General features: G+C 68.4%; 22 protein-coding genes. 9 read left to right on the forward strand and 13 right to left on the reverse strand.

Annotated elements, in window-relative coordinates:
- Positions 1–113: 113 nt before the first annotated feature.
- Genes QO011_RS16610 through QO011_RS16625 form a run of 4 tightly spaced genes read right to left on the reverse strand, consistent with a single transcriptional unit; the run spans position 114 to position 3,236 of the window.
- Positions 114–953, reverse strand: a complete 840-nt coding sequence (locus tag QO011_RS16610; RefSeq protein ID WP_307274110.1) for an energy-coupling factor ABC transporter ATP-binding protein — start codon at positions 951–953, stop codon at positions 114–116.
- A complete protein-coding gene (locus QO011_RS16615; RefSeq protein ID WP_307274113.1) occupies positions 940–1,791 on the reverse strand; it encodes an energy-coupling factor ABC transporter ATP-binding protein in 852 nt (283 codons plus the stop codon). The genes QO011_RS16610 and QO011_RS16615 overlap by 14 nt, the downstream gene beginning before the upstream one ends.
- Positions 1,782–2,573, reverse strand: a complete 792-nt coding sequence (locus QO011_RS16620; protein WP_307274115.1) for an energy-coupling factor transporter transmembrane component T family protein — start codon at positions 2,571–2,573, stop codon at positions 1,782–1,784. Before QO011_RS16620 ends, QO011_RS16615 begins: the two co-directional genes overlap by 10 nt.
- Positions 2,574–2,576: 3 nt before the next feature.
- A complete protein-coding gene (locus tag QO011_RS16625) occupies positions 2,577–3,236 on the reverse strand; it encodes a hypothetical protein (RefSeq protein ID WP_370881968.1) in 660 nt (219 codons plus the stop codon).
- 163 nt (positions 3,237–3,399) lie between these two features.
- Between QO011_RS16625 and QO011_RS16630 the strand changes: the two genes are divergently transcribed.
- A complete protein-coding gene (locus QO011_RS16630) occupies positions 3,400–4,251 on the forward strand; it encodes an alpha/beta fold hydrolase (RefSeq protein WP_307274118.1) in 852 nt (283 codons plus the stop codon).
- 45 nt (positions 4,252–4,296) lie between these two features.
- On the opposite strand, the gene QO011_RS16635 is transcribed toward QO011_RS16630, so the two are convergent.
- Positions 4,297–4,665, reverse strand: coding sequence for an antibiotic biosynthesis monooxygenase family protein (locus tag QO011_RS16635; protein WP_307274121.1), 369 nt, complete (start codon positions 4,663–4,665; stop codon positions 4,297–4,299).
- A 91-nt stretch (positions 4,666–4,756) separates the two neighbouring features.
- Between QO011_RS16635 and QO011_RS16640 the strand changes: the two genes are divergently transcribed.
- The gene (locus tag QO011_RS16640; RefSeq protein ID WP_307274123.1) at positions 4,757–5,233 is read left to right on the forward strand and encodes a MarR family winged helix-turn-helix transcriptional regulator; all 477 of its coding nucleotides are present in this window, start codon (positions 4,757–4,759) and stop codon (positions 5,231–5,233) included.
- Positions 5,234–5,280: 47 nt separating this feature from the next.
- Here QO011_RS16640 and QO011_RS16645 read toward each other — a convergent pair whose 3' ends face one another.
- The 6 genes from QO011_RS16645 to QO011_RS16670 are packed head-to-tail and all read right to left on the reverse strand — an operon-like array spanning position 5,281 to position 10,199.
- The gene (locus QO011_RS16645; protein WP_307274125.1) at positions 5,281–5,988 is read right to left on the reverse strand and encodes a GntR family transcriptional regulator; all 708 of its coding nucleotides are present in this window, start codon (positions 5,986–5,988) and stop codon (positions 5,281–5,283) included.
- A 45-nt stretch (positions 5,989–6,033) separates the two neighbouring features.
- Positions 6,034–6,819, reverse strand: a complete 786-nt coding sequence (locus QO011_RS16650; protein ID WP_307274127.1) for a class II aldolase/adducin family protein — start codon at positions 6,817–6,819, stop codon at positions 6,034–6,036.
- Positions 6,820–6,821: 2 nt separating this feature from the next.
- Positions 6,822–7,568, reverse strand: coding sequence for an ABC transporter permease (locus tag QO011_RS16655; protein WP_307274130.1), 747 nt, complete (start codon positions 7,566–7,568; stop codon positions 6,822–6,824).
- On the reverse strand, positions 7,553–8,302 hold the full coding sequence (locus QO011_RS16660; protein ID WP_307274132.1) for an ABC transporter permease: 750 nt from the start codon (positions 8,300–8,302) through the stop codon (positions 7,553–7,555). The genes QO011_RS16655 and QO011_RS16660 overlap by 16 nt, the downstream gene beginning before the upstream one ends.
- Before the next feature lie 20 nt (positions 8,303–8,322).
- On the reverse strand, positions 8,323–9,162 hold the full coding sequence (locus QO011_RS16665; protein WP_307274135.1) for an ABC transporter ATP-binding protein: 840 nt from the start codon (positions 9,160–9,162) through the stop codon (positions 8,323–8,325).
- Positions 9,163–9,188: 26 nt separating this feature from the next.
- Complete coding sequence (locus QO011_RS16670) at positions 9,189–10,199, reverse strand: ABC transporter substrate-binding protein (RefSeq protein WP_307274139.1); 1,011 nt, start codon at positions 10,197–10,199, stop codon at positions 9,189–9,191.
- A gap of 224 nt (positions 10,200–10,423) precedes the next feature.
- Here QO011_RS16670 and QO011_RS16675 point away from each other — a divergent pair, with 224 nt between their 5' ends.
- The 7 genes from QO011_RS16675 (at position 10,424) to QO011_RS16705 (ending at position 16,979) form a co-directional block, all read left to right on the forward strand.
- Positions 10,424–11,824, forward strand: coding sequence for an amidase (locus tag QO011_RS16675; RefSeq protein WP_307274142.1), 1,401 nt, complete (start codon positions 10,424–10,426; stop codon positions 11,822–11,824).
- Positions 11,825–11,848: 24 nt separating this feature from the next.
- On the forward strand, positions 11,849–12,823 hold the full coding sequence (locus tag QO011_RS16680; protein WP_307274144.1) for a cupin domain-containing protein: 975 nt from the start codon (positions 11,849–11,851) through the stop codon (positions 12,821–12,823).
- A 5-nt stretch (positions 12,824–12,828) separates the two neighbouring features.
- Complete coding sequence (locus QO011_RS16685; protein ID WP_307274249.1) at positions 12,829–13,773, forward strand: nucleoside hydrolase; 945 nt, start codon at positions 12,829–12,831, stop codon at positions 13,771–13,773.
- Positions 13,770–15,071 (forward strand): LLM class flavin-dependent oxidoreductase, encoded by a 1,302-nt coding sequence (locus QO011_RS16690; protein ID WP_307274149.1) that lies wholly within the window; start codon positions 13,770–13,772, stop codon positions 15,069–15,071. The genes QO011_RS16685 and QO011_RS16690 overlap by 4 nt, the downstream gene beginning before the upstream one ends.
- Positions 15,072–15,105: 34 nt before the next feature.
- Complete coding sequence (locus QO011_RS16695; protein ID WP_307274153.1) at positions 15,106–15,891, forward strand: SDR family oxidoreductase; 786 nt, start codon at positions 15,106–15,108, stop codon at positions 15,889–15,891.
- Positions 15,892–15,899: 8 nt separating this feature from the next.
- Positions 15,900–16,589 (forward strand): maleate cis-trans isomerase family protein, encoded by a 690-nt coding sequence (locus QO011_RS16700; protein ID WP_307274157.1) that lies wholly within the window; start codon positions 15,900–15,902, stop codon positions 16,587–16,589.
- A 75-nt stretch (positions 16,590–16,664) separates the two neighbouring features.
- Positions 16,665–16,979 (forward strand): helix-turn-helix domain-containing protein, encoded by a 315-nt coding sequence (locus tag QO011_RS16705; RefSeq protein WP_307274160.1) that lies wholly within the window; start codon positions 16,665–16,667, stop codon positions 16,977–16,979.
- 15 nt (positions 16,980–16,994) lie between these two features.
- Here the strand turns inward: QO011_RS16705 and QO011_RS16710 are convergent, their stop codons facing one another.
- Positions 16,995–17,324 (reverse strand): helix-turn-helix domain-containing protein, encoded by a 330-nt coding sequence (locus QO011_RS16710; RefSeq protein ID WP_307274166.1) that lies wholly within the window; start codon positions 17,322–17,324, stop codon positions 16,995–16,997.
- 187 nt (positions 17,325–17,511) lie between these two features.
- Positions 17,512–18,339: a hypothetical protein gene (locus QO011_RS16715; protein ID WP_307274168.1), complete on the reverse strand. Its 828-nt coding sequence runs from the start codon at positions 18,337–18,339 to the stop codon at positions 17,512–17,514.
- Between the last annotated feature and the right edge of the window lie 181 nt (positions 18,340–18,520).

The following is an 18,520-nucleotide window of genomic DNA, read 5'->3' on the forward strand; positions in this document are numbered from 1 at the left end:
ATGTGGGAAACATCTGCGCAAGGCTCCGCGCGGCGGATATGCGCGCGGCGAGGGGAAGGCGGGCGTGTCCGGACGCCGCGGGGATGCCGGGCGGTCGCGGCGAAACAGGAGGCTCAGTGGGCCCGGCGCCGCGCCTCGCCTGCGGCGGAGGGCTCGCCGGCCGCCTCGATCCAGCGGCGGGCGAAGGCCGGGCCGGTCAGCGCCGGGGCGAGGCCGAAATGCCGGGCGAGCAGCAGCGGGTCGGGGCTCTCCACGCCCGCGCGGCGGGTGAGGCCGGCATCGGCGAAGAAGGCGGAGGTGGCGGCGTCGGCGACGACGCGGCCCTCGGCCAGGGCGAGGACGCGGCCGGCGCTGCGGGCGACGAAGTCCATGTCGTGGCAGACCAGCACCACGCAGCGTCCGGCCGCCGCCTCCTCGGCGATGATGGCTTCGAGGCGCGCGGCGGCGCCGGCATCCAGGCCGCGCTGCGGCTCGTCCAGGAGCAGGACGGCGGGGTGCATGGCCAGCACCGAGCCGAGCGCCACCATGCGCCGTGCCGCCTGGTCGAGGTCGAGCGGGTGCCGGCCGGCGACCTCGGCGAGGCCGGTTCGGGCCAGGGCCGCCGCGATGCGCTCCTCCAGCGCCGCGCCGGCAAGACCGAGGCGGCGCGGCCCGAACGCCACCTCGTCGCGGACGGTGGCGTTGAAGATCTGCTGCTCCGGCGCCTGGAACACCGTGCCGATATGGCGGGCGAGCTCGTGCACCGGCGTGTCGGCGGTGCTGCGGCCGGCGACGGCGATGCTGCCGCTGCCGGGCTGGCGCAGGCCGTTGAGCAGGCGCAGCAGCGTGCTCTTGCCGGCGCCGTTGCGCCCGACGATGGCGAGGATCTCGCCCGCCGCGGCCTGGAAGCGGATGTCGGCCAGCACCGCGCCGCCGCCGGGATAGGCGAAGGAGACGTCCTCAACCCTGAGCATGGGCAACCTCGAAGGCCTCGATCGCCGATCGCAGGGTGAGCGGCAGGGGCAGGCCCGGCGGCCAGAGCCCGGCCTCGGCGACCGCCTGCGCCGCCTCAGCCGTCGGCGGCAGGCCGAGGAGCTCGACGGTGCGCGGGTGCAGCAGCACCTCGCCGGCGCTGCCGTCGGCGAGGATCCGGCCGCGGTCGAGCAGCATGAAGCGTGTCGCCAGCGCCAGGGACGGGCGCAGCGCCACCTCGAACAGGATGACGGTGAGGGCGTCCGGCAGGGCGGCGAGCTGGGCGATGAAGGCCTCGCGCGATTCCGGGTCGAGATTGGAGGTCGGCTCGTCCAGCACCAGCACGCGCGGCCGCATGGCGAGCGCCGCGGCGATCGACAGGCGCTGCTGCTCGCCGCCGGACAGGGTGAAGGGGTCGCGCCGGGCGAGATGGCCGAGATTGCAGACGGCGAGGGCCTCCTCCACCCGCCTGCGCACCTCGGCCTCGGGCAGGGCGAGGTTGCAGGGGCCGAAGGCGATCTCCTCGGCGACGGTGAAGGCGCAGCCGGTCATCTGCTGGGCCGGCACCTGGCCGACGAACTGCACCGCGGCGGCCCGCTCCGCCGGCGGCCAATCGCTCCAGGGCCTGCCCTCCATGCGCACCAGGCCGCGCTCGGCCGTGAGCATGCCTTCGGGCAGGAGGCCGGCGATCCAGCGCGCCAGCGTGGTCTTGCCGCCGGCATTGCCGGCGAGGATCGCCACGCGCTCGCCTTCGCAGAATGCGCAGCTGACGCCGGCAAGCACCGGCTCGGCGGCGCGGGGATAGCGGAAATGCAGGTCTTCGACGTCGATCAGCGCCACAGCAGCGGCAATCCCAGTTGCAGGACGGCGGCGAGCAGCAGGGCGCGGCGCAGCCAGACCTGGCGCCGGTCGTCGGCCGGCGCGTCGATCACCGTGCGCCGGCGCTGCGCCCGGAAGGCGCGGGCCGAGAGGATCGAGGCGCGGTGGTCGAGGTCGGCCAGCGCCAGCGTGATCAGCGGGATCAGGAGGATCGGCAGCGCCGCGGCGCGGGCGCGCCAGGAGCCGCCGGTGTCGAGGCCGCGGGCGCGCTGGGCGTCGCGGATCGCCCGCGCCCGCTCCGAGAACGGCTCGATCAGCAGCAGCGGGCTGGCGACGAGATAGCCGACGCCCGGCGGCACGCCGCGCTGGTCGAGCGCCTTCAGGAGGTCGCCGGGATGGGTCGTGGTGACGAAGAGCAGCGTGGCGGCGAGCATGGTCGTCAGGCGGACGAACACCCGCAGGGCATAGGCAAGGCCGCTCGGGCTCACCGAGACCGGGCCGAAGGGCACGAGGTCGGGCCGGGCCACCAGGAAGCCGTGCACCAGGAGAAGCGCCAGGCCGACCGGGCCCATGGTGATGGCCAGGCGCTCGAGGGCGCGCCGGCCGACGCCGGCGAGGAGGCCGGCCGCGATCGCCGCCGCCAGCAGGACGGCCGCAGCCGGCGTCGGCAGGATGATCGCCGCCGACAGCATCCACAGCATCAGGGCGAGGCTGGTGAGCGGGTTGGCGCGGTGCAGCAGGCTCGTGCCCGGCGAGAACAGAAGCGTGCTCTGCCCGTCCTCGGGCCTGCGCCAGCCCGCCATGGCTCAGGCCTGGGAATGGGCGAAGAAGCCGAAATTCGCCGTCAGCCGCGAGGGCAGGCGGCTGGCCGCGATCCAGGCGACCAGCGCGGTGATGACCTTGTCGATGACGTTGACGCCGAGATTGGAGAAGGCGACCGAGTTGAGGAGCGAGGAGCCGACCGCCAGCATGTAGGCGACGGCGAAGTCCGGGCCGCCGCCGGTGACGCCGCCGAACATGTAGACGATGATCGGCGCCGCGACGATGGTGCTGGGCACGGCGACCACGGCGCCGGACACCATGGCCTGCCACCAGGTGCGGAACCAGCCGGCGCGGGCCATCAGGCCGGCGACGACGCCGATCACCAGGGCGACGGGCGCGAAGGCGGCGGCGACGGGGTTGAGGATCAGGGCCCAGATCAGATTGGTCATGGCGCCGGCAATGCCGCCGGCCCAGGGGCCGGCCAGGATGGCGACGAGCATCGTGCCGATGGAATCGAGATAGAGCGGCAGCTTGAGGAAATGGACGATCTGCCCGCCGACGATGTTGATGACCACCGCAGCGGCCATCAGGATGAGCGTTCGCGTGTCGAATTTCATCGCCTGCCCCCGATCCAACGCTTCGACCCGGCGGTCCGCCGCCAGGTCGCCCGATGCCGCCTGCCAGTCGGCGCTCGCCATGTCCACGCAAACGCGATCTATGTATGCAGACTATCGACCTGTTGGATAAGTGTGGTCAAGACGTCACAATGCGGAAATAGCAGTCGCCGCCTGCACGCCGAATAGGCAGGATTCTTCGCCGATCTCTGCGCTAAGATGCCTCTCTGGCATACAAATCCGGCCCGGCAGCATGTGCTCCTTCCACGTCGTCGATCCCGCCGGCGAGGCCGCTCCGACGGATGTCGGCACAGCAGGCCATGGCCGCACCACCGCTGCCGACGGGCTGGCGCTGGACTATGCGGTCCGGGGTGGCGGCGGGCCGACCCTCATCCTGGTCCATGGCTGGTCCTGCTCGCAGGATTTCTGGCGCTTCCAGCTGCAGCCCCTGGCCGAGCGCTTCCGCGTGGTGACGCTGGATCTTGCCGGGCATGGCCGTTCGCCCGCCGCGCCGGAGGCGCGGGCCTGGTCGATGGCGGCCCATGCCGGCGACGTGATGGCGGTGGCGGACGCGGTCGGCGCGGAGCGCTTCGCCCTGGTCGGCCATTCCATGGGCGGAGCGGTGGCGATCGAAGCGGCGCTGCTGGCCGGGCCGCGCTGCCGCCTCGTGCTCGGCGTCGACACCTTCGAGGATGCCGCCTTCTACGGCGCCTGCCGGCCTGCGGAGATCGCGGCGCGGCTGCGCCGCTTCGAAGCGGGTTTCGCTGCCGCGCTGCAGGCCATGGTGACCCGCATCACGGCGTCGCGGACCGACCGGGCCGTCGTGGCGGAGATCGCCGACGGCATGGCGCGGAACGATCCGGCGCTGGCGCTGCGCGTGCTCGGCGCCCTGCTCGCCTGGGACATCGGGCCGCGCTGGCCGCAGCTCGCCTGCCCGGTCGAGACGATCAATTCGGCCCTGCTGGCGCCAGGCATCGAGCGCCTCGCGCTCGACGGCCTCGTCGTCCACGCCATGGCCGGGGTCGGGCATTTCCCGATGATGGAGGACCCGGCGGCCTTCAACGCCCTGGCGCTGTCGATCCTGGAGCGGCGGCTGCTGCCCTGACCGTCTCGGCCGGGCGGCAAGCCGGGAGGGATCACGCCGGCCGGCTCAGGCCAGGCAGATGCCCGGAATCGCGACCTTCTGGAACAGGTGCGGGGAGGCGACGGCCGAGGCCGGATAGGCCGTGAGCTTCGCCCGGAATGCCGGATGCGTGAAGGCGGCGCGGAAGTCGGCCATCGTCTCCCAGACGGCGTAATTGAGATAGGTCGGGCTTTCGCCGACCGCGCGGTGAAGCTGGGTCGAGATGAAGCCCGGCTGCTGCTTCATGAAGGCGGCATCGTCCCGCCAGGCGTCGAGGAAGGTCTGCTCGTCCGGCTGAGCGAGCGTGAAGACGTTCACGAGGACGACGGGGGCGGCTTCGACGGCGATCTGCCGTTCGATCGGGAAGGCGGGATCCAGAGGGCGCATCTGCGGCATGACATGCTCCGTTCGATATGGTGATATGATGTCGATGTGGTGTGATATAGAAAATTGACATTATGATGTCAAGTAAATCGTATGGTGACAAATGAGCGAAGCCGAGCGAACGCTGGCCGGAACCGCCTTGACCGATCTCGTCCTCGACCTGTTCAGGCTCCACAGCCGCATGCTCGCCTCCGGCGACAGGCTGGTGGCTCCCCTCGGCCTGACGAGCGCCCGCTGGCAGATCCTCGGTGCGATCATCACGGCGGGCCGGCCGCAGCCGGTCGCCTGGCTGGCGCGCGACATGGGAGCCAACCGCCAGAACGTCCAGCGCATCGTCAACGATCTGGAAGAGGAGGGGCTCGTCGCTTTCGAGCCCAATCCGCATCACCGCCGGGCGCAGCTCGTCGTGCTGACGGACAGGGGCAGGCAGACCTTCGAGGCTGCCATGCGCCTGCAGGCGCCGTGGGCCAACGAGCTCGCGGACGGACTTGCGCTGGAGGACATCGAGACGATGCGCAGGGTCATGTCGGCGTTGCGCAGCAAGCTGGACGGACACGCGGATGCCGAGGAGCCGGCCTGACCGCGACGCGGTCCCCGATCGTCGCGGCGACGCCGGGTCCGCTCCGCTCAGGAGGCCTGGGTCAGGGCCGCGGGCAGGGAGGCGATGAAGTCGGCCATGTTGTCGCCGAGCAGGTTGACATGGTCGCTGGCGGCCTGGAAGGCGGCCTGGGCGTCGGCGCGCTCGATGGCGTCGAGGATGCGCTGGTGCTCGCCGATGGTCGCCGCCATCCGGCCGGGCTGGTGCGTGACGTAGCGGCGATAGGCGGCGACGCGCTTCCTCAGCGCCCGGGTCTGGCTCGCCAGGAACTGGGTGTGCGCCGCCTCGTAGAGCAGGTCGTGGAACTCCTGGTTGACGGCGTAGAAGGCTTCCGGGTCGCTCGCCGCCAGCGCCTCGAGCAGGCGGGCATGCACGTCGCGCAGGCCTGACTTTTCGGCGACGGTGGCGCGCCGCGCCGCCAGCTTGGCGCACAGGCCCTCCAGCGCCGCCATCATCTCGAACATCTCCAGGAGGATCGGGATGGAGATGATCGCGACGGTGACGCCCTGGCGGCCCTTCACCTCCAGGAGGCCGGTGGCGATCAGGGCCTTCAGCGCCTCGCGCACCGGGGTCCGCGACACCTTGAAGCGCGCCGCGAGCTCGGCCTCGTCGAGGCGCTCGCCCGGCTGCAGGCCGCCGCTGACGATCAGCCCTTCGAGCGTGTTGCGCAGCTCCTCGGACAGGGTGCCGGCCCGCGTGCGCGCGCCCTCGTCTTCGTCGAGCAGAACCGTCGCCATGGTTGCAATCCGTTTCCTCGCCCTGGTCCTCGTCGGTAGCAGTCGCTAGTCTCGATACGTCGGATCGATGCGATCGAGAAGGCGGATGAAGGCCGGCCATTCCCGCGAGCCCGCGGCGAGGATGTCGCCGTGGTGGTCGTTGAACTGGCGCGAGGCCTTGTCGCTCACCGCCTCGGGCGGCAGCGCCAGCCGCGCCCCGCCGGCGAGGGCGCCCTGCGCCATCAGCTGCACCCGCGCCGCCTTCTCGAAATAGTACATCAGGATGAAGGCTTCCTGGATGGTGCGCCCGACCGTCAGCACGCCGTGGTTGCGCAGCACCAGCGTGTTGTGCGGGCCGATGTCGTCGATCAGGCGCCGGCGCTCGTCGGTGTCGATGGCGACGCCCTCATAGTCGTGCACGCCCATGTGGCCCTGATAGCGCATGGCGAACTGGCTGAGCGGCAGCAGGCCCTCCTCCAGGGCCGAGATCGCGGTCGCCGCCTCCGAATGGGTGTGCAGCACGCAGACCGCATCCTCCCGGCCGGCATGGATGGCGCTGTGGATGACGAAGCCGGCCCGGTTCACCGGGTGGTCGCTCGGCGCGACCGTGTTGCCGTCGAGGTCGATCTTGACGAAGCAGGAGGCATTCACCTCGGAGAACAGGAGGCCGTAGGGGTTGATCAGGAAATGGTGCTGCGGGCCGGGCAGGCGCACCGAGATGTGGTTGTAGATCAGGTCGTCCATGCCGAAATGAGCGACGAGCCGGTAGCAGGCGGCGAGCTGGATGCGCAGGGCGGCCTCGTCGGCCGGAGTCTGCTGCAGGGCGGGGTCGAGCGGTGCTGCTGGCGCCATGGTCATCTCCACCAAATGAGCTTGCGGTCGATCGCGACCAGGACGGCGTAGAGGGCGAGGCTGCCGAGCGAGGCGGTGAGCACGGCGGCCCACACGGCAAGGTAGTCCACCTGCGCCGTCGACTGATAGATGATCTGGCCGATGCCGGCATAGGCGCCCAGCATCTCCGCCACGATGACGGCGATGGTGCTGCGGGCAAGGCCCACCCGCAGCCCGGTGACGATGGACGGCATCGCCGCCGGCAGCTGCAGGCGCCAGAGGATGCCGAGCCGGCCGGCCCCGAAGCTGCGCATCAGGTCGATCGCGCCCTGCTCCGGGCGTCTCAGGCCGTCCAGCGCATTGAGCAGCACGGCAAAGCTGACGGCGAGCGCGGCCATGGCGATCTTCGAGCCCATGCCGAGGCCGAACCAGATCAGCATCAGCGGCACGAAGGCGACGGAGGGCACCGAACTGACCGCCACCACCAGCGGCATCAGGCTGAGTTCGAGCGGCGGCACCAGGGCCATGAGGACGGCGAGGGCGAGGCCGATCGCCGCGCCGGCGAGGAAGCCGAGCACGGCCTCGGTGAGGGTGATGGCCATGGCGGCGGCGAGCAGGTCGCGGCTGGCGACGACGTTGACGAGGATGTCGACCGGGCGCGGCAGGATATAGGTCGGGATGTCGAACAGCGCCGCGCCGGCCTGCCAGAGGCCGAGCAGGACCGCCAACGCGATGGCGACGGGCGCGAAGGGCATCAATCGGGACGCCACCAGACGAACCTCCTCTCGATCAGGGTGAGGCTGCCATAGAGCCCGGCGCCCATCAGGCCCGAGGCGACGATCAAGAGCCAGATGCGCGGGATCTGCTCGAAATAGAGTGCCTGCAGCAGCATGACGCCGAGGCCGACCGTGTCGCCGAACCATTCGCCGACGATGGCGCCGGCCAGGCTCAGCGAGATGCCGAGCTTCAGGCCGACCATGATGGTCGGCAGCGCCGAGGGCAGGGCGAGCTTGAGGAAGAGCTGCAGCCCTCCGGCCCCGAAGCTGCGCATCAGCGCGACGCGCTGCGGCTCGACCGCCTGCAGGCCGCGCAGCGTGTTGACCGTGACGGGGAAGAAGGTGAGGTAGAGCGCGATCACCACTTTGGCCAGGATGGTGTTGCCGAACCAGATGACGACGATGGCGCCGAAGGCGATGATCGGCACGGTCTGCAGCGCCACGAACAGCGGGAAGACCGCCCGCTCCATCAGCCTGACATGGGCGAAGCCGATGCCGCAGGCGATGCCGAGCAAGGCGCCGGCCGCAAAGCCCAGCAGCGTCTCGACCAGCGTGCGCCAGAAGCCGGCGAGAAGGTCCGGCCAGACCGACATGCCGTCCCGGACCACGGCGGCGAGCGGGGGCAGGTAGCGCGGCTCGATCCTGAGCAGCGGCACCAGCGCCCACCAGGCCAGGGTGACGGCGGCGATGGCGGCCCAGGGCGAGCCGGCGATGGCGCGCCAGGTCATGCCGGACATCGGTCGGGGCATCATGCCGGGCCCGCCGCGGCGAAGGTCTTCAGGCTCTCCTCCTCGACGACGGCGAGGAGCCGGCGCTTGATCGCCATGAAGTCCGGCGTGGTGGTGACGGCGGCATCGCGCGGGCGCGGCAGGTCGATCCGTTCCTGGCATTTGATCGTGCCGGGGCGGGCGGTCATCACCATCACGCGGTCGCCGAGGAAGATCGCCTCGTCGATGTCGTGGGTGATGAACAGGACGGTGCGCCGGTGCCTCGCCCAGATGTCGAGCAGCCAGCGCTGCATCATCGAGCGGGTCAGCGCGTCGAGCGCGCCGAAAGGCTCGTCGAGCAGGATCAGGTCGCGCTCGAACAGGAAGGTGCGCATCAGCGCCACGCGCTGGCGCATGCCGCCGGAGAGCTGATGCGGATAGTGCTTCTCGAAGCCCTTGAGCCCGAATTCGGGAAAGAGCGCCTCGGCCTTGCGCCGGGCCGCGGCGCGCGGCATGCCCTCGACCTCCAGCGCCAGCGTGGCGTTGTCGAGCACGCTGCGCCAGGGGAAGAGCAGGTCGCGCTGCGGCATGAAGGCGATGCGGCCGAGGAGCGCCCCGTCCTGCTGCGGCCGGCCCAACAGCAGGATCGAGCCGTCGGCGTCGGGCGGCAGCAGGCCGGCGATCATGTTGAACAGGGTCGACTTGCCGCAGCCGGACGGACCGATCAGGGTGACGAACTCGCCCGGCCGGATGGCGAGGTCGACATTGCGCACGGCGACCGTCTGCCGCTCGCCCTCGCCGAAGCGCTTCCAGACGTTGACGAGCTCGAGATGGGCGGGACCATGGACGCGGGCGCGTCCTTCGGCCGTGCTGCGATCCATGGTTCCGCCTTCCATGCCTTCGCGCTTCACAAGGTCTTGTCGGCTGCCGGGACCTTGTCCCAGAAGCTCTGATCGAAGGCGGCCTTGAGGTCGACCGGGGCCTTCAGCGCCTTGAACTGGACGAGACTGTCCTGCACCGCCGCGATCGACGTCATGTCGATCGCGCCGAGGCCCCGGCTCTTGCCGAGCTTGGCGGTCATCAGCTTCTCGATCTCGTCGAGCATCAGCTCCTGGTGCTTGCGCTCCAGGCCGGAGCCGGCGGCGAGCACGATGTCGACGGCCTCGGCCTTGTGCTCGAAGGCGTATTTCCAGCCCTTGAGCGTGGCGGCGAGGAAGGCCTGCACGCGCTCGGGCTTGTCCTTGATCATCTTTTCCGAGGTGACGATCGAATCCTGCTGGGTGGTGACGCCGGAATCGTCGGGCAGGAACAGCTTGATGTCGTCGATGCCCTGCTCGCGCAGCGTGTTGAGCTCGTTGTAGAGCGTCACGGTGGCGACGTCGAACTGCTTGTCGATGAAGGGCTGCATCGAGAAGGGCTGGGCCACCACCTGCAGGTCGCTCTGGGCCAGGCCCTCGTGCGCCAGCACCGAGAACAGGGTGTATTGCGGGCCGGTGAACCAGGTCGCGACCGTCTTGCCCTTGAAGTCCTTGACCGAGTTGATGCCCGAATCCTTGTAGGCGACATAGGCGAAGGGCGTCATCTGCTGCGACATGCCGATGCAGACCAGCGGCAGGCCTTTCTCGCGGGCATAGAGCACGCCCTCGGTGCCGCTGGCGATGCCGAAGGTGTCGGCGCCGGAGGCGACCAGCGTCTCGACATTGATGTTCGGGCCGCCGGGATTGATGGTGGCGTCGAAGCCGGCCTCTTCGTAGAAGCCCTTGGCCTTGGCGACGTAGACGCCGGCGAACTGGGCCTGCGCCACCCATTTCAGCCGGATCGAGATGCTGTCGGCGGCCGAGGCGGAGGCCGCGGCGGCGCAGGCGGCCAGCGCGACGACAGCCGCCGCCAGGCCCGAGGTCAGAGATTTTCTTATCATGGTGATCCCCACCGGATGTATGCAAACCGGTATCAGCAATATACGTGCCAGGGCAATTCCGGACAGGATCCTCACGATGTTGGGGATGTCAGGGGGAGGCGCGCCGAGGCCACCTGCGAACTGCTGCTGATATCGGCGTGGCTCGCTCAAAATATGGGCATCAAATATCCAGAAGTTCATTTATTGTATAATGCACGGGGAATGCCCGCATGCCGGAGACGGGAATGGCCGACGACACGCTCTGGAGCGCCGAATTCACCGCCCTCGCCGACGGCATTCGCGGCGGGGCGGTGTCGCCGGTCGCGTTGACCGAGCTGATGCTGGAGCGCATCGCCCGGCACGACGGGCGGCTGCATGCCTATGCCGCGGTGGCGCCCGACCAGGCGCGGGCGATGGCGGCCGCAGCGGAGGCCGAGATCCGCGCCGGGCGCTGGCGCGGCCCGCTGCACGGCATCCCGATCGCGGTCAAGGACGTGTTCTACACCACCGACATCAAGACCGGCCTCGGCTCCTCGATCTATGCGGACTGGCAGGCGCCCCATGAATCGACGGCGACGCGGCGGCTGCGCGAGGCCGGCGCCGTCATGCTCGGCAAGCTCACCGCGACCGAGGGCGTCTATGCCGATCACCACCCGACCATCGCGGCGCCGATCAACCCCTTCGGCGCCGGTCACTGGACCGGCACCTCGTCGAGCGGGTCCGGCGTCGCCACCACGGCGGGCCTGTGCTACGGCACGCTCGGCTCGGACACCGGCGGCTCGATCCGCCTGCCCTCGTCCTGCTGCGGGCTGACCGGCATCAAGCCGACCTGGGGCCGCGTCAGCCGGCACGGCGTCTTTCCCCTCGCCGAGTCGCTCGACCATGTCGGGCCGATGGCCCGCTCGGCCCGGGATGCGGCGGCGCTGCTGCAGGCGATCGCCGGCTCGGACCCCGCCGATCCGACCGCGGCGCCCGTCGCCGTGCCGGATTATCTCGCGGAGATCGAAGGCGGCGTCGCCGGCCTGATCATCGGCATCGACCGGCCGCTCCTGGAAGCGAAGGCGAGCGCCGAGGTTCTGGCCTCGATCGAGGAAGTGGTCGCGACCCTGACGCGGCTCGGCGCCCGCTTCGTCGACGTCCGCTTCCCGCCGGTCGAGCCGATCCTGCGCGGCTGGGCGGTGCAATGCGCGGTCGAGGCGGCGATGGCCCATCGCGACACCTATCCCGCCCGCAAGGGCGAGTACGGCCAGCGCCTCGCCGCCCTGATCGAGCGCGGCCGTGCCTTCTCCGGCCTCGAGCTCGGCGAGGCGCTGAAGGAACGGCGCGACTTCACCGGCGCTGTCGGGTTGATGTTCGAGGCGATCGACCTCTTCCTGGTGCCTGGCCTGCCGGTCGCCGGGCCGAGCCTGGACTATATGGCGTCGCTCGGCGAGGATCCGGCGGCGATCCTGGCGATCGGCCCGTTCACCGCGCCCTTCGACGTCTGCGGCTATCCCACCATCACCGTGCCCTGCGGGGCGAGCCCGCTCGGCATTCCCGTCGCCTTCCAGCTCGCCGGCAAGCCCTTCGCCGAAGCGCTGCTCTGCCGTGCCGCCCACGCCTATCAGGGCGTGACCGACTGGCATCGCCGCCGCCCGGCGCTCTGATCCGAACCCGAGGAGAGGCCCCCAATGAGTCAAGCCGGTCAAGCCGCCGCACGCAAGGCGCCGACGATCGACATGGCCGAGATGCCGGTGCAGCGTCCGGCCGAGGCGGCCGGGCCCACCGAGGCGCGGGCCCGCTTTTTCAATTCCGGCAACGCCTTCAACGTCAAGCTGCCGCCGGTGCCGGCCGCGCGCTTCCTCGACGAACCCGCCCGGGCCCTCGCCGCGACCGGGACCGGCTTCATCGCCTGCGACCAGTCGGCCGCGATCGGCGCGGCCTTTCCGGCGACGACGCCGCTGATGCTGGCGCGCTACGCCTCGATCGCCCCGCACGACCGGCTCGCCGCCGATTTCGCCGCCACCGGAGCGATCTGGTACGTGATCCGCGGCTCGGGCCGGGCCAGCGCTGCCGGCGAGGCCTTCGCCTGGGGCGAGGGCGACGTCTTCCTCATCCCCGGCGGCAGCGGCGCGGAGCTCACGGCCGGCGCCGAGGGTGCCGTGCTCTGGGTGGTGACCAACGAGCCCCAGCTCGCCTTCGACCGGCTGCGGCCGGCGGCCGGCCCGGACGCGCCGGTCGACCTCGTGCACTATCCCGCCGCGGAGATCGCCGGGCAGCTCCAGAAGGTGGTCGAGGCCTCGCAGAACGCCACCACATCCGGCATTGCCCTGATCTTCTCCTCCGAGCGGCAGGAGGCGAGCCGCAACATCACGCCGACGCTGACCCTGTCGCTCAACACCGTGCCGGCGGGCGAGCAGCAGCGGGCGCACCGGCACAATTCGGCGGCGATCACCCTGATCCTCAAGGGTGAGCGCTGCCATTCCATGGTCGGCAGCCGGCGTTGCGACTGGGCGCCCTTCGCCACGCTGGTGACGCCGGCGACCGAGCCGCACTCGCACCACAACGACAGCGACGAGCGCGCCCTGTTCCTGATCGTCCAGGATGGCGGGCTGCACTACCACGCCCGCACGATGGGCTTCACCTTCCTGGAGCCAGCGCCGTGACCGCCATGCCGACGCGCCTGATCATCGACACCGACACCGCCGGCGACGACTGCTTCTCGCTCCTGCTCGGCCTCCTGCATCCGCGGGCCAAGCTCGAGGCGGTGACGATCTGCAACGGCAATGTGCCGTTCGAGCAGCAGATCGAGAACGCGCTCTATACGATCGAGGTGGCCGGGCGCGGCGGCGAGGTGCCGGTCCATCCCGGCTGCCCCAGGCCGATCATGGGGCGCTGGCAGGCGGCGACCATGCACGGCTCGGACGGCATGAGCGAGGCCGGATTCCCCAAGGCAAGGCAGCGGCCGGAGAGCAAGCACGCCGTCGACGCGATCATCGACCTCGTCATGGCCAATCCCGGCGAGATCTCGATCATCGCCCAGGCGCCGCTCACCAACATCGCGCTGGCCTTCCTGAAGGAGCCGCGCATCGCCGGCGCCCTGAAGCATCTGTGGATCATGGGCGGCACCGACAATCAGGTCGGCAACATCACGCCGATGGCCGAGTTCAACTTCTTCGTCGACCCCGAGGCCGCCAAGATCGTGCTCGGCGCCGGCTTCCGCGTCACGCTGTCGACCTGGACGCTGACATTGAAGTCCGGTTCGCTGCCCGCCGACGAGATCGAGCGGATCGAACGGCTCGACACGCCGCTGTCGCGTTTCTTCATGGCCGTGACCAGGACGCCGCGCGCGGTGGCGCTACGCCGCTACGGCCGCGCGATCAGCACGCACCCGGATTCGCTCACCTGCGCCTGCGCCCTCGACGAGAGCCTGATCCTGGAGAGCGACGACGTGGTGGTCGACGTCGAGGTCGGCGGCGAGACGACGCGGGGCGCCTCCAGCGTCTATCCCCCGCGCATGGTCGAGCGCTGGCCGGACCGCGACGCCAATGCCCGCATCATCCGTCGTGCCGACACGAAAGGCTTCGCCGACATGCTGGTCTCGGTGCTGGCATGACGCGCCGGATGCATCTCGGCCTGTTCATCCTCGGCACGGGCAGCCATGTCGCGGGCTGGCGCTATCCCGGCGCCTTCGACAGCTTCCAGGACCTCGGCCAGGTCCAGGCGATCGCACGCACCGCCGAACGCGGCAAGTTCGACCTGATCTTCATGGGCGACAATCTCTATGCCGACCCGGCGGCGCACCCCTCCTACACGCTGCGGCTGGAGCCGCTGACCATGCTCTCGGCGCTGGCGACGAGCACCAGCCATATCGGCCTCGGCGCCACCGCCTCGACCACCTATGGCGACCCCTTCAGCGTCGCCCGCGCGTTCGCCTCGCTCGACCATATCAGCCGGGGGCGCGCCGCCTGGAACGCGGTGACCACGGCCAATGCGACCACGGCCGCGAATTTCGGCCGCAGCCACCCGGATCACGGCGAGCGCTACGCCATCGCCGAGGAGTTCGTCGGCGTGGTGCGTGGCCTCTGGGATTGCTGGGACGACGACGCCGTCGTCGCGGACCGGGTGAGCGGCCTCTATATCGACCCGACCAAGGTGCGCAGCCTCGACCATGACGGCTCCTATTTCCAGGTGAAGGGCCCGCTCAACATCGGCCGCTCGCCGCAGGGCCAGCCGGTGGTGCTGCAGGCCGGCGGCTCGGCGCCTGGCCAGCGCCTGGCGGCGCGGACCGCCGACGTCGTGTTCTCCGTGGTGCAGGACTTCGAGGAGGCCCGCCGGGCCTATGCCGAGTTCAAGGCGCTGCTGCCGCAGTTCGGCCGGCGTGCCGAGGACGTCACCTGCCTGCCCGGCGTCATGCCGGTGGTGGGACGGACCGAGCGCGAGGCCTTCGACAAGCTCGCTACCTTGCAGAGCTTCGTCTCTTCCACCAATGCGCTCGCCCTGCTCTCGGACCGGTTCGGCACCGACATGAGCGCCTACGACCTCGACGGGCCGATCCCCGACCTCGCCCTGCCGGACAGCTATCATTCCTTTGCCCGGGTCATGCTGGCCAAGGCGCGGCGCGAGGGCATGACTCTCCGCGACGTCTACAACCTGATGGCGGCGGCGCGCGGGCACTGGGTGCTGTGCGGCTCGGCGCAGACCGTCGCCGACACGCTGCAGCACTGGTTCGAGAACGGCGCCGCCGACGGATTCAACATCATGCCGCCCTTCTTCCCCGAGGGGTTCGAGGATTTCGTCGACCTGGTCGTGCCGATCCTGCAGGAGCGCGGGCTGTTCCGCGCCGACTACGAGGGCACGACGCTGCGCGATCATCTCGGGCTGGAGCGGCCGGCGCCGCGGCGTCCGGGCTGACCAGCCGCGCCTTCCAAGACGACAGGAGACGACCATGGATTTGCGTTTGACCGGCAAGACGGTCCTGATCACCGGAGCCTCCCAGGGCATCGGCGCCGGCCTTGCCAGGGCCTTCGCCGAGGAGGGCTGCCATGTCGCCCTGACGGCGCGCAATGCCGACAAGCTCACGGCGCTCGAGGCCGGCATCCGGTTGGATTTCCCGGCAGCGGAGGTCAGGCTCTTCCCGATGGACCTGACCGAGCCGGGCGCGCCCGAACGCCTCGCGACGGAGGCCGGCGATGTCGACATCCTCGTCAACAATGCCGGCGTCATCCCTTCCGGCTCGCTCACCGACATCGACGAGGCGAAGTGGCGCGCCGGCTGGGAACTGAAGGTGTTCGGCTATATCAACCTTTGCCGGCTCTACTATCCCCGGATGAAGGCGGCCGGCGGCGGCGTGATCATCAACAATATCGGCAATGGCGGCGAGATCTCCGACCCGCGCTACATCGCCGGCGGCGTCGGCAATGCCAGCCTGATGCATTTCACCCGGGCCCTTGGCGGCTCGAGCCTCGACGACAACATCCGGGTGGTCGGCGTCAACCCCGGCCCGGTCGACACCGACCGGATCTATGCCATGCTGCGCAAGCGGGCGAAGGACCTCTACGGCGACGAGGGACGCTACGGCGAGCTTGCGCAGACCTATCCGCTCGGCCGGCCGGCGCATGTGCGGGAGGTGACCGACCTCATCGTCTTCCTCGCCTCGTTCCGCTCGGGCTATACCAGCGGCACGATCATGACCGTCGACGGCGGCATCGCTTCGCGCCGCTCGATCATCTGAGGCCGGTGATGACCGCGACGCGCGTGAAGCGCCTGGGCATGCTGGCGCCCTCGTCCAACACGGTGCTGGAGCCGGAGACGGCAAGGCTCCTGCCGGCAGACGGCTCGGTGACCGCCCATGTCTCGCGCCTGCGCGTCGTCACCATCTCGCCCGAGGCCGATTCGCTCGGCCAGTTCGAGCTTGGCCGCGTCCTCGCCGCCGCCGAGCTGCTGGCCGACGCCAAGGTCGACCTGATCCTGTGGAACGGCACGGCGGCGAGCTGGCTCGGCTTCGACCACGATGCGCGCATGGTCGCCGCGATCGAGGCCCATACCGGCATTCCGGCGACCACGGCGGTGCTCGCCATCAACGCCGCGCTCGCCCGGATCGGCGCGCGCCGCATCGGCCTGGTCACGCCCTATGTCGAGGCGCTGGAAGAGCGCATTATCGCCAATTATCGCGGCATCGGCATCGAGACCGCGGCCGCCGTGCGCCTCGACCTGACGGAGAATACCGCCTATGCCGCGGTGAGCCCCCAGGAGATCGCCGCCATGGCGCGGCGGGTGGCGGCAGGTCCGGCGGATGCCGTGCTGATCCTGTGCACCAACCTCGCCGGCGCCTCGGTGGCGCCGGACCTAGCGGCGGAACTCGGGGTGCCGGTGCTGGATTCGGTGCGGGTGGCGGTGGAGCACAGCTTGAGCCTGCTCGGGCAGCATTGAGCCTGATCCCGTTGATCAGGGGCAGCCCATCTTGCAGGATATAAGGGTGGCCCTCCGCAGGGCAGAGGAGGTCGGATGACGCGGGAGTTCATTCCCATCGAAGAAACCGTCGCCGAATGGCGCGGGGATCCAGAATACGTTGCCGCCTATGATTCGCTCGAAGAGGAGTTCGCATTGGCCGAAGCTCTTATCGAGGCCCGCGGTGCTGCGCACATGACGCAGGAGCAGGTGGCGAAGGCCATGGGCGTGACGCAGAAAGCCGTGGCCAGGCTCGAGAGCGGCCGCAGCATGCCTTCGACCCGAACCTTGAAGCGCTATGCCGAGGCAACCGGCACGCGCCTGCGGATCAGTTTCGAGCGGCCTCGTACGGTGCCTGCACCGGCTCGCTAGGGCAGGATTGAGCCGCTATGCTGAGGCGTGCGGATGCGGCGCATCCTGCCGAGGGTGGACGTTCACCGACAGTTCCACCTCCTGACCCAATCGCGTCAAGATCGTCATCAGCTGGTCCAGCGTGAACCGTTCGACCTTGGCGCGGCGAATGCGGGAGAAGTCGGCATGGCTGATGCCGGTGGCCTCCTCGGCTTTCCGCGTTGTCCATTGGCGCGTATCGAGTATCTTGATGATCTCGGAGGCCATTAGCGCCTTGGCCTGCCGGAGGTCGGCGTCGTCGCGACCGAAATCGCGAAAGACGTTGCCACTGCCGTGAATCAACTCCATGTCGTCGCCGATGCTCATCGCAACATCTCCTTCGCCTATCGAGAGACTCATATAACTTGGGGGCTTAAGCCATAGGGCAGAGCCAAAGGGAAAGGGTCGAAAAACAAAACTTTCCAACGAAGCAATCTGAACGGTTCACAGAGCAGTTTGAAAATTTGAATCTGACGAGAACAGAGAACATTTTGAGTAGATATTCAAGAAAGTATCAGGAACACCAAATGCCATTTTGAAGCTCGTGAGCCTCGTTAAGCGTCTTGTAGTCCCAGATACGCGGATAGACCTCGTTTCCAACAAAGAGCGCTTGGGCCGATTTCCTCATTGTTTTCTCGTGAGATCCAAATCTGTCCAAGATCCACTGCTCTTGTACTTCCCATGCGAAGTCTGCATCTAAAATGTCTTGGACAAGATCCAAACTTTCCTTGACATTGTCGTGATGCTTGCGAAATTCCCATGCCGCCAAATCGGCAGCCTGCAATGGCAATATCTTGCGAGACGTAATATCTCTGTTGAGGGGTGTCAGTTTAATATTCGGCAGATTGTCCTTTAAATCACTCGAATGACTTGCATATTCACTTGCCTTTCTCAGGCGTGATGAAGTTTTATCAAAATGATCGAATACCAATTCGGTATTAAAGCCGGGATTTTCTTCGCATGCACCTCTCATGCATCCGTATATGGCAAGTACATACGGGTCTAATTTCAACTTTCTTTCCTTCTCGAATCGATCCAGATCGGCAAGTCGTACTAGAGATAAGATCGCAACAAGCCTACTCTCTGTGATGATTTTGGTTAGGTCGGACAAAAAGGACCTTACTTCTTCCTTGTGCTCCTCTATTGGGTGCCATTTGGCATAGACCCCGGTCGGGCTGGCCATCTCCTTCATATGGAAATATGGAACTCCATGCCGCCCAAGGACAGCAGACCATTCGGCTTCAAAAAACTCCCATCTGAGATAGCCGCCAACGTACCCACCGATAACCAACAAAGGGTCTTTGAAACTGTCGTCCATATAACCCTTGAAATCGGCTGCCATTGAAGCTTCCTGTCAGCGAAAAAGGAGAGATGATAGCCGCACCTTGATTGGGACTTCAGCGTCGAATACAAAAATTATATCACTTCAGGTTGGGGAGGCGAAGTATAATGTTCTCAATATGAATCGGACGGATTCCGCTTCCGGTAAATCGTATGAATGAGCGCTTGGCCGTTCATGGATC

The organism is Labrys wisconsinensis (genome assembly GCF_030814995.1).
In the GTDB taxonomy this organism is placed as follows: Bacteria; Pseudomonadota; Alphaproteobacteria; order Rhizobiales; family Labraceae; genus Labrys; species Labrys wisconsinensis.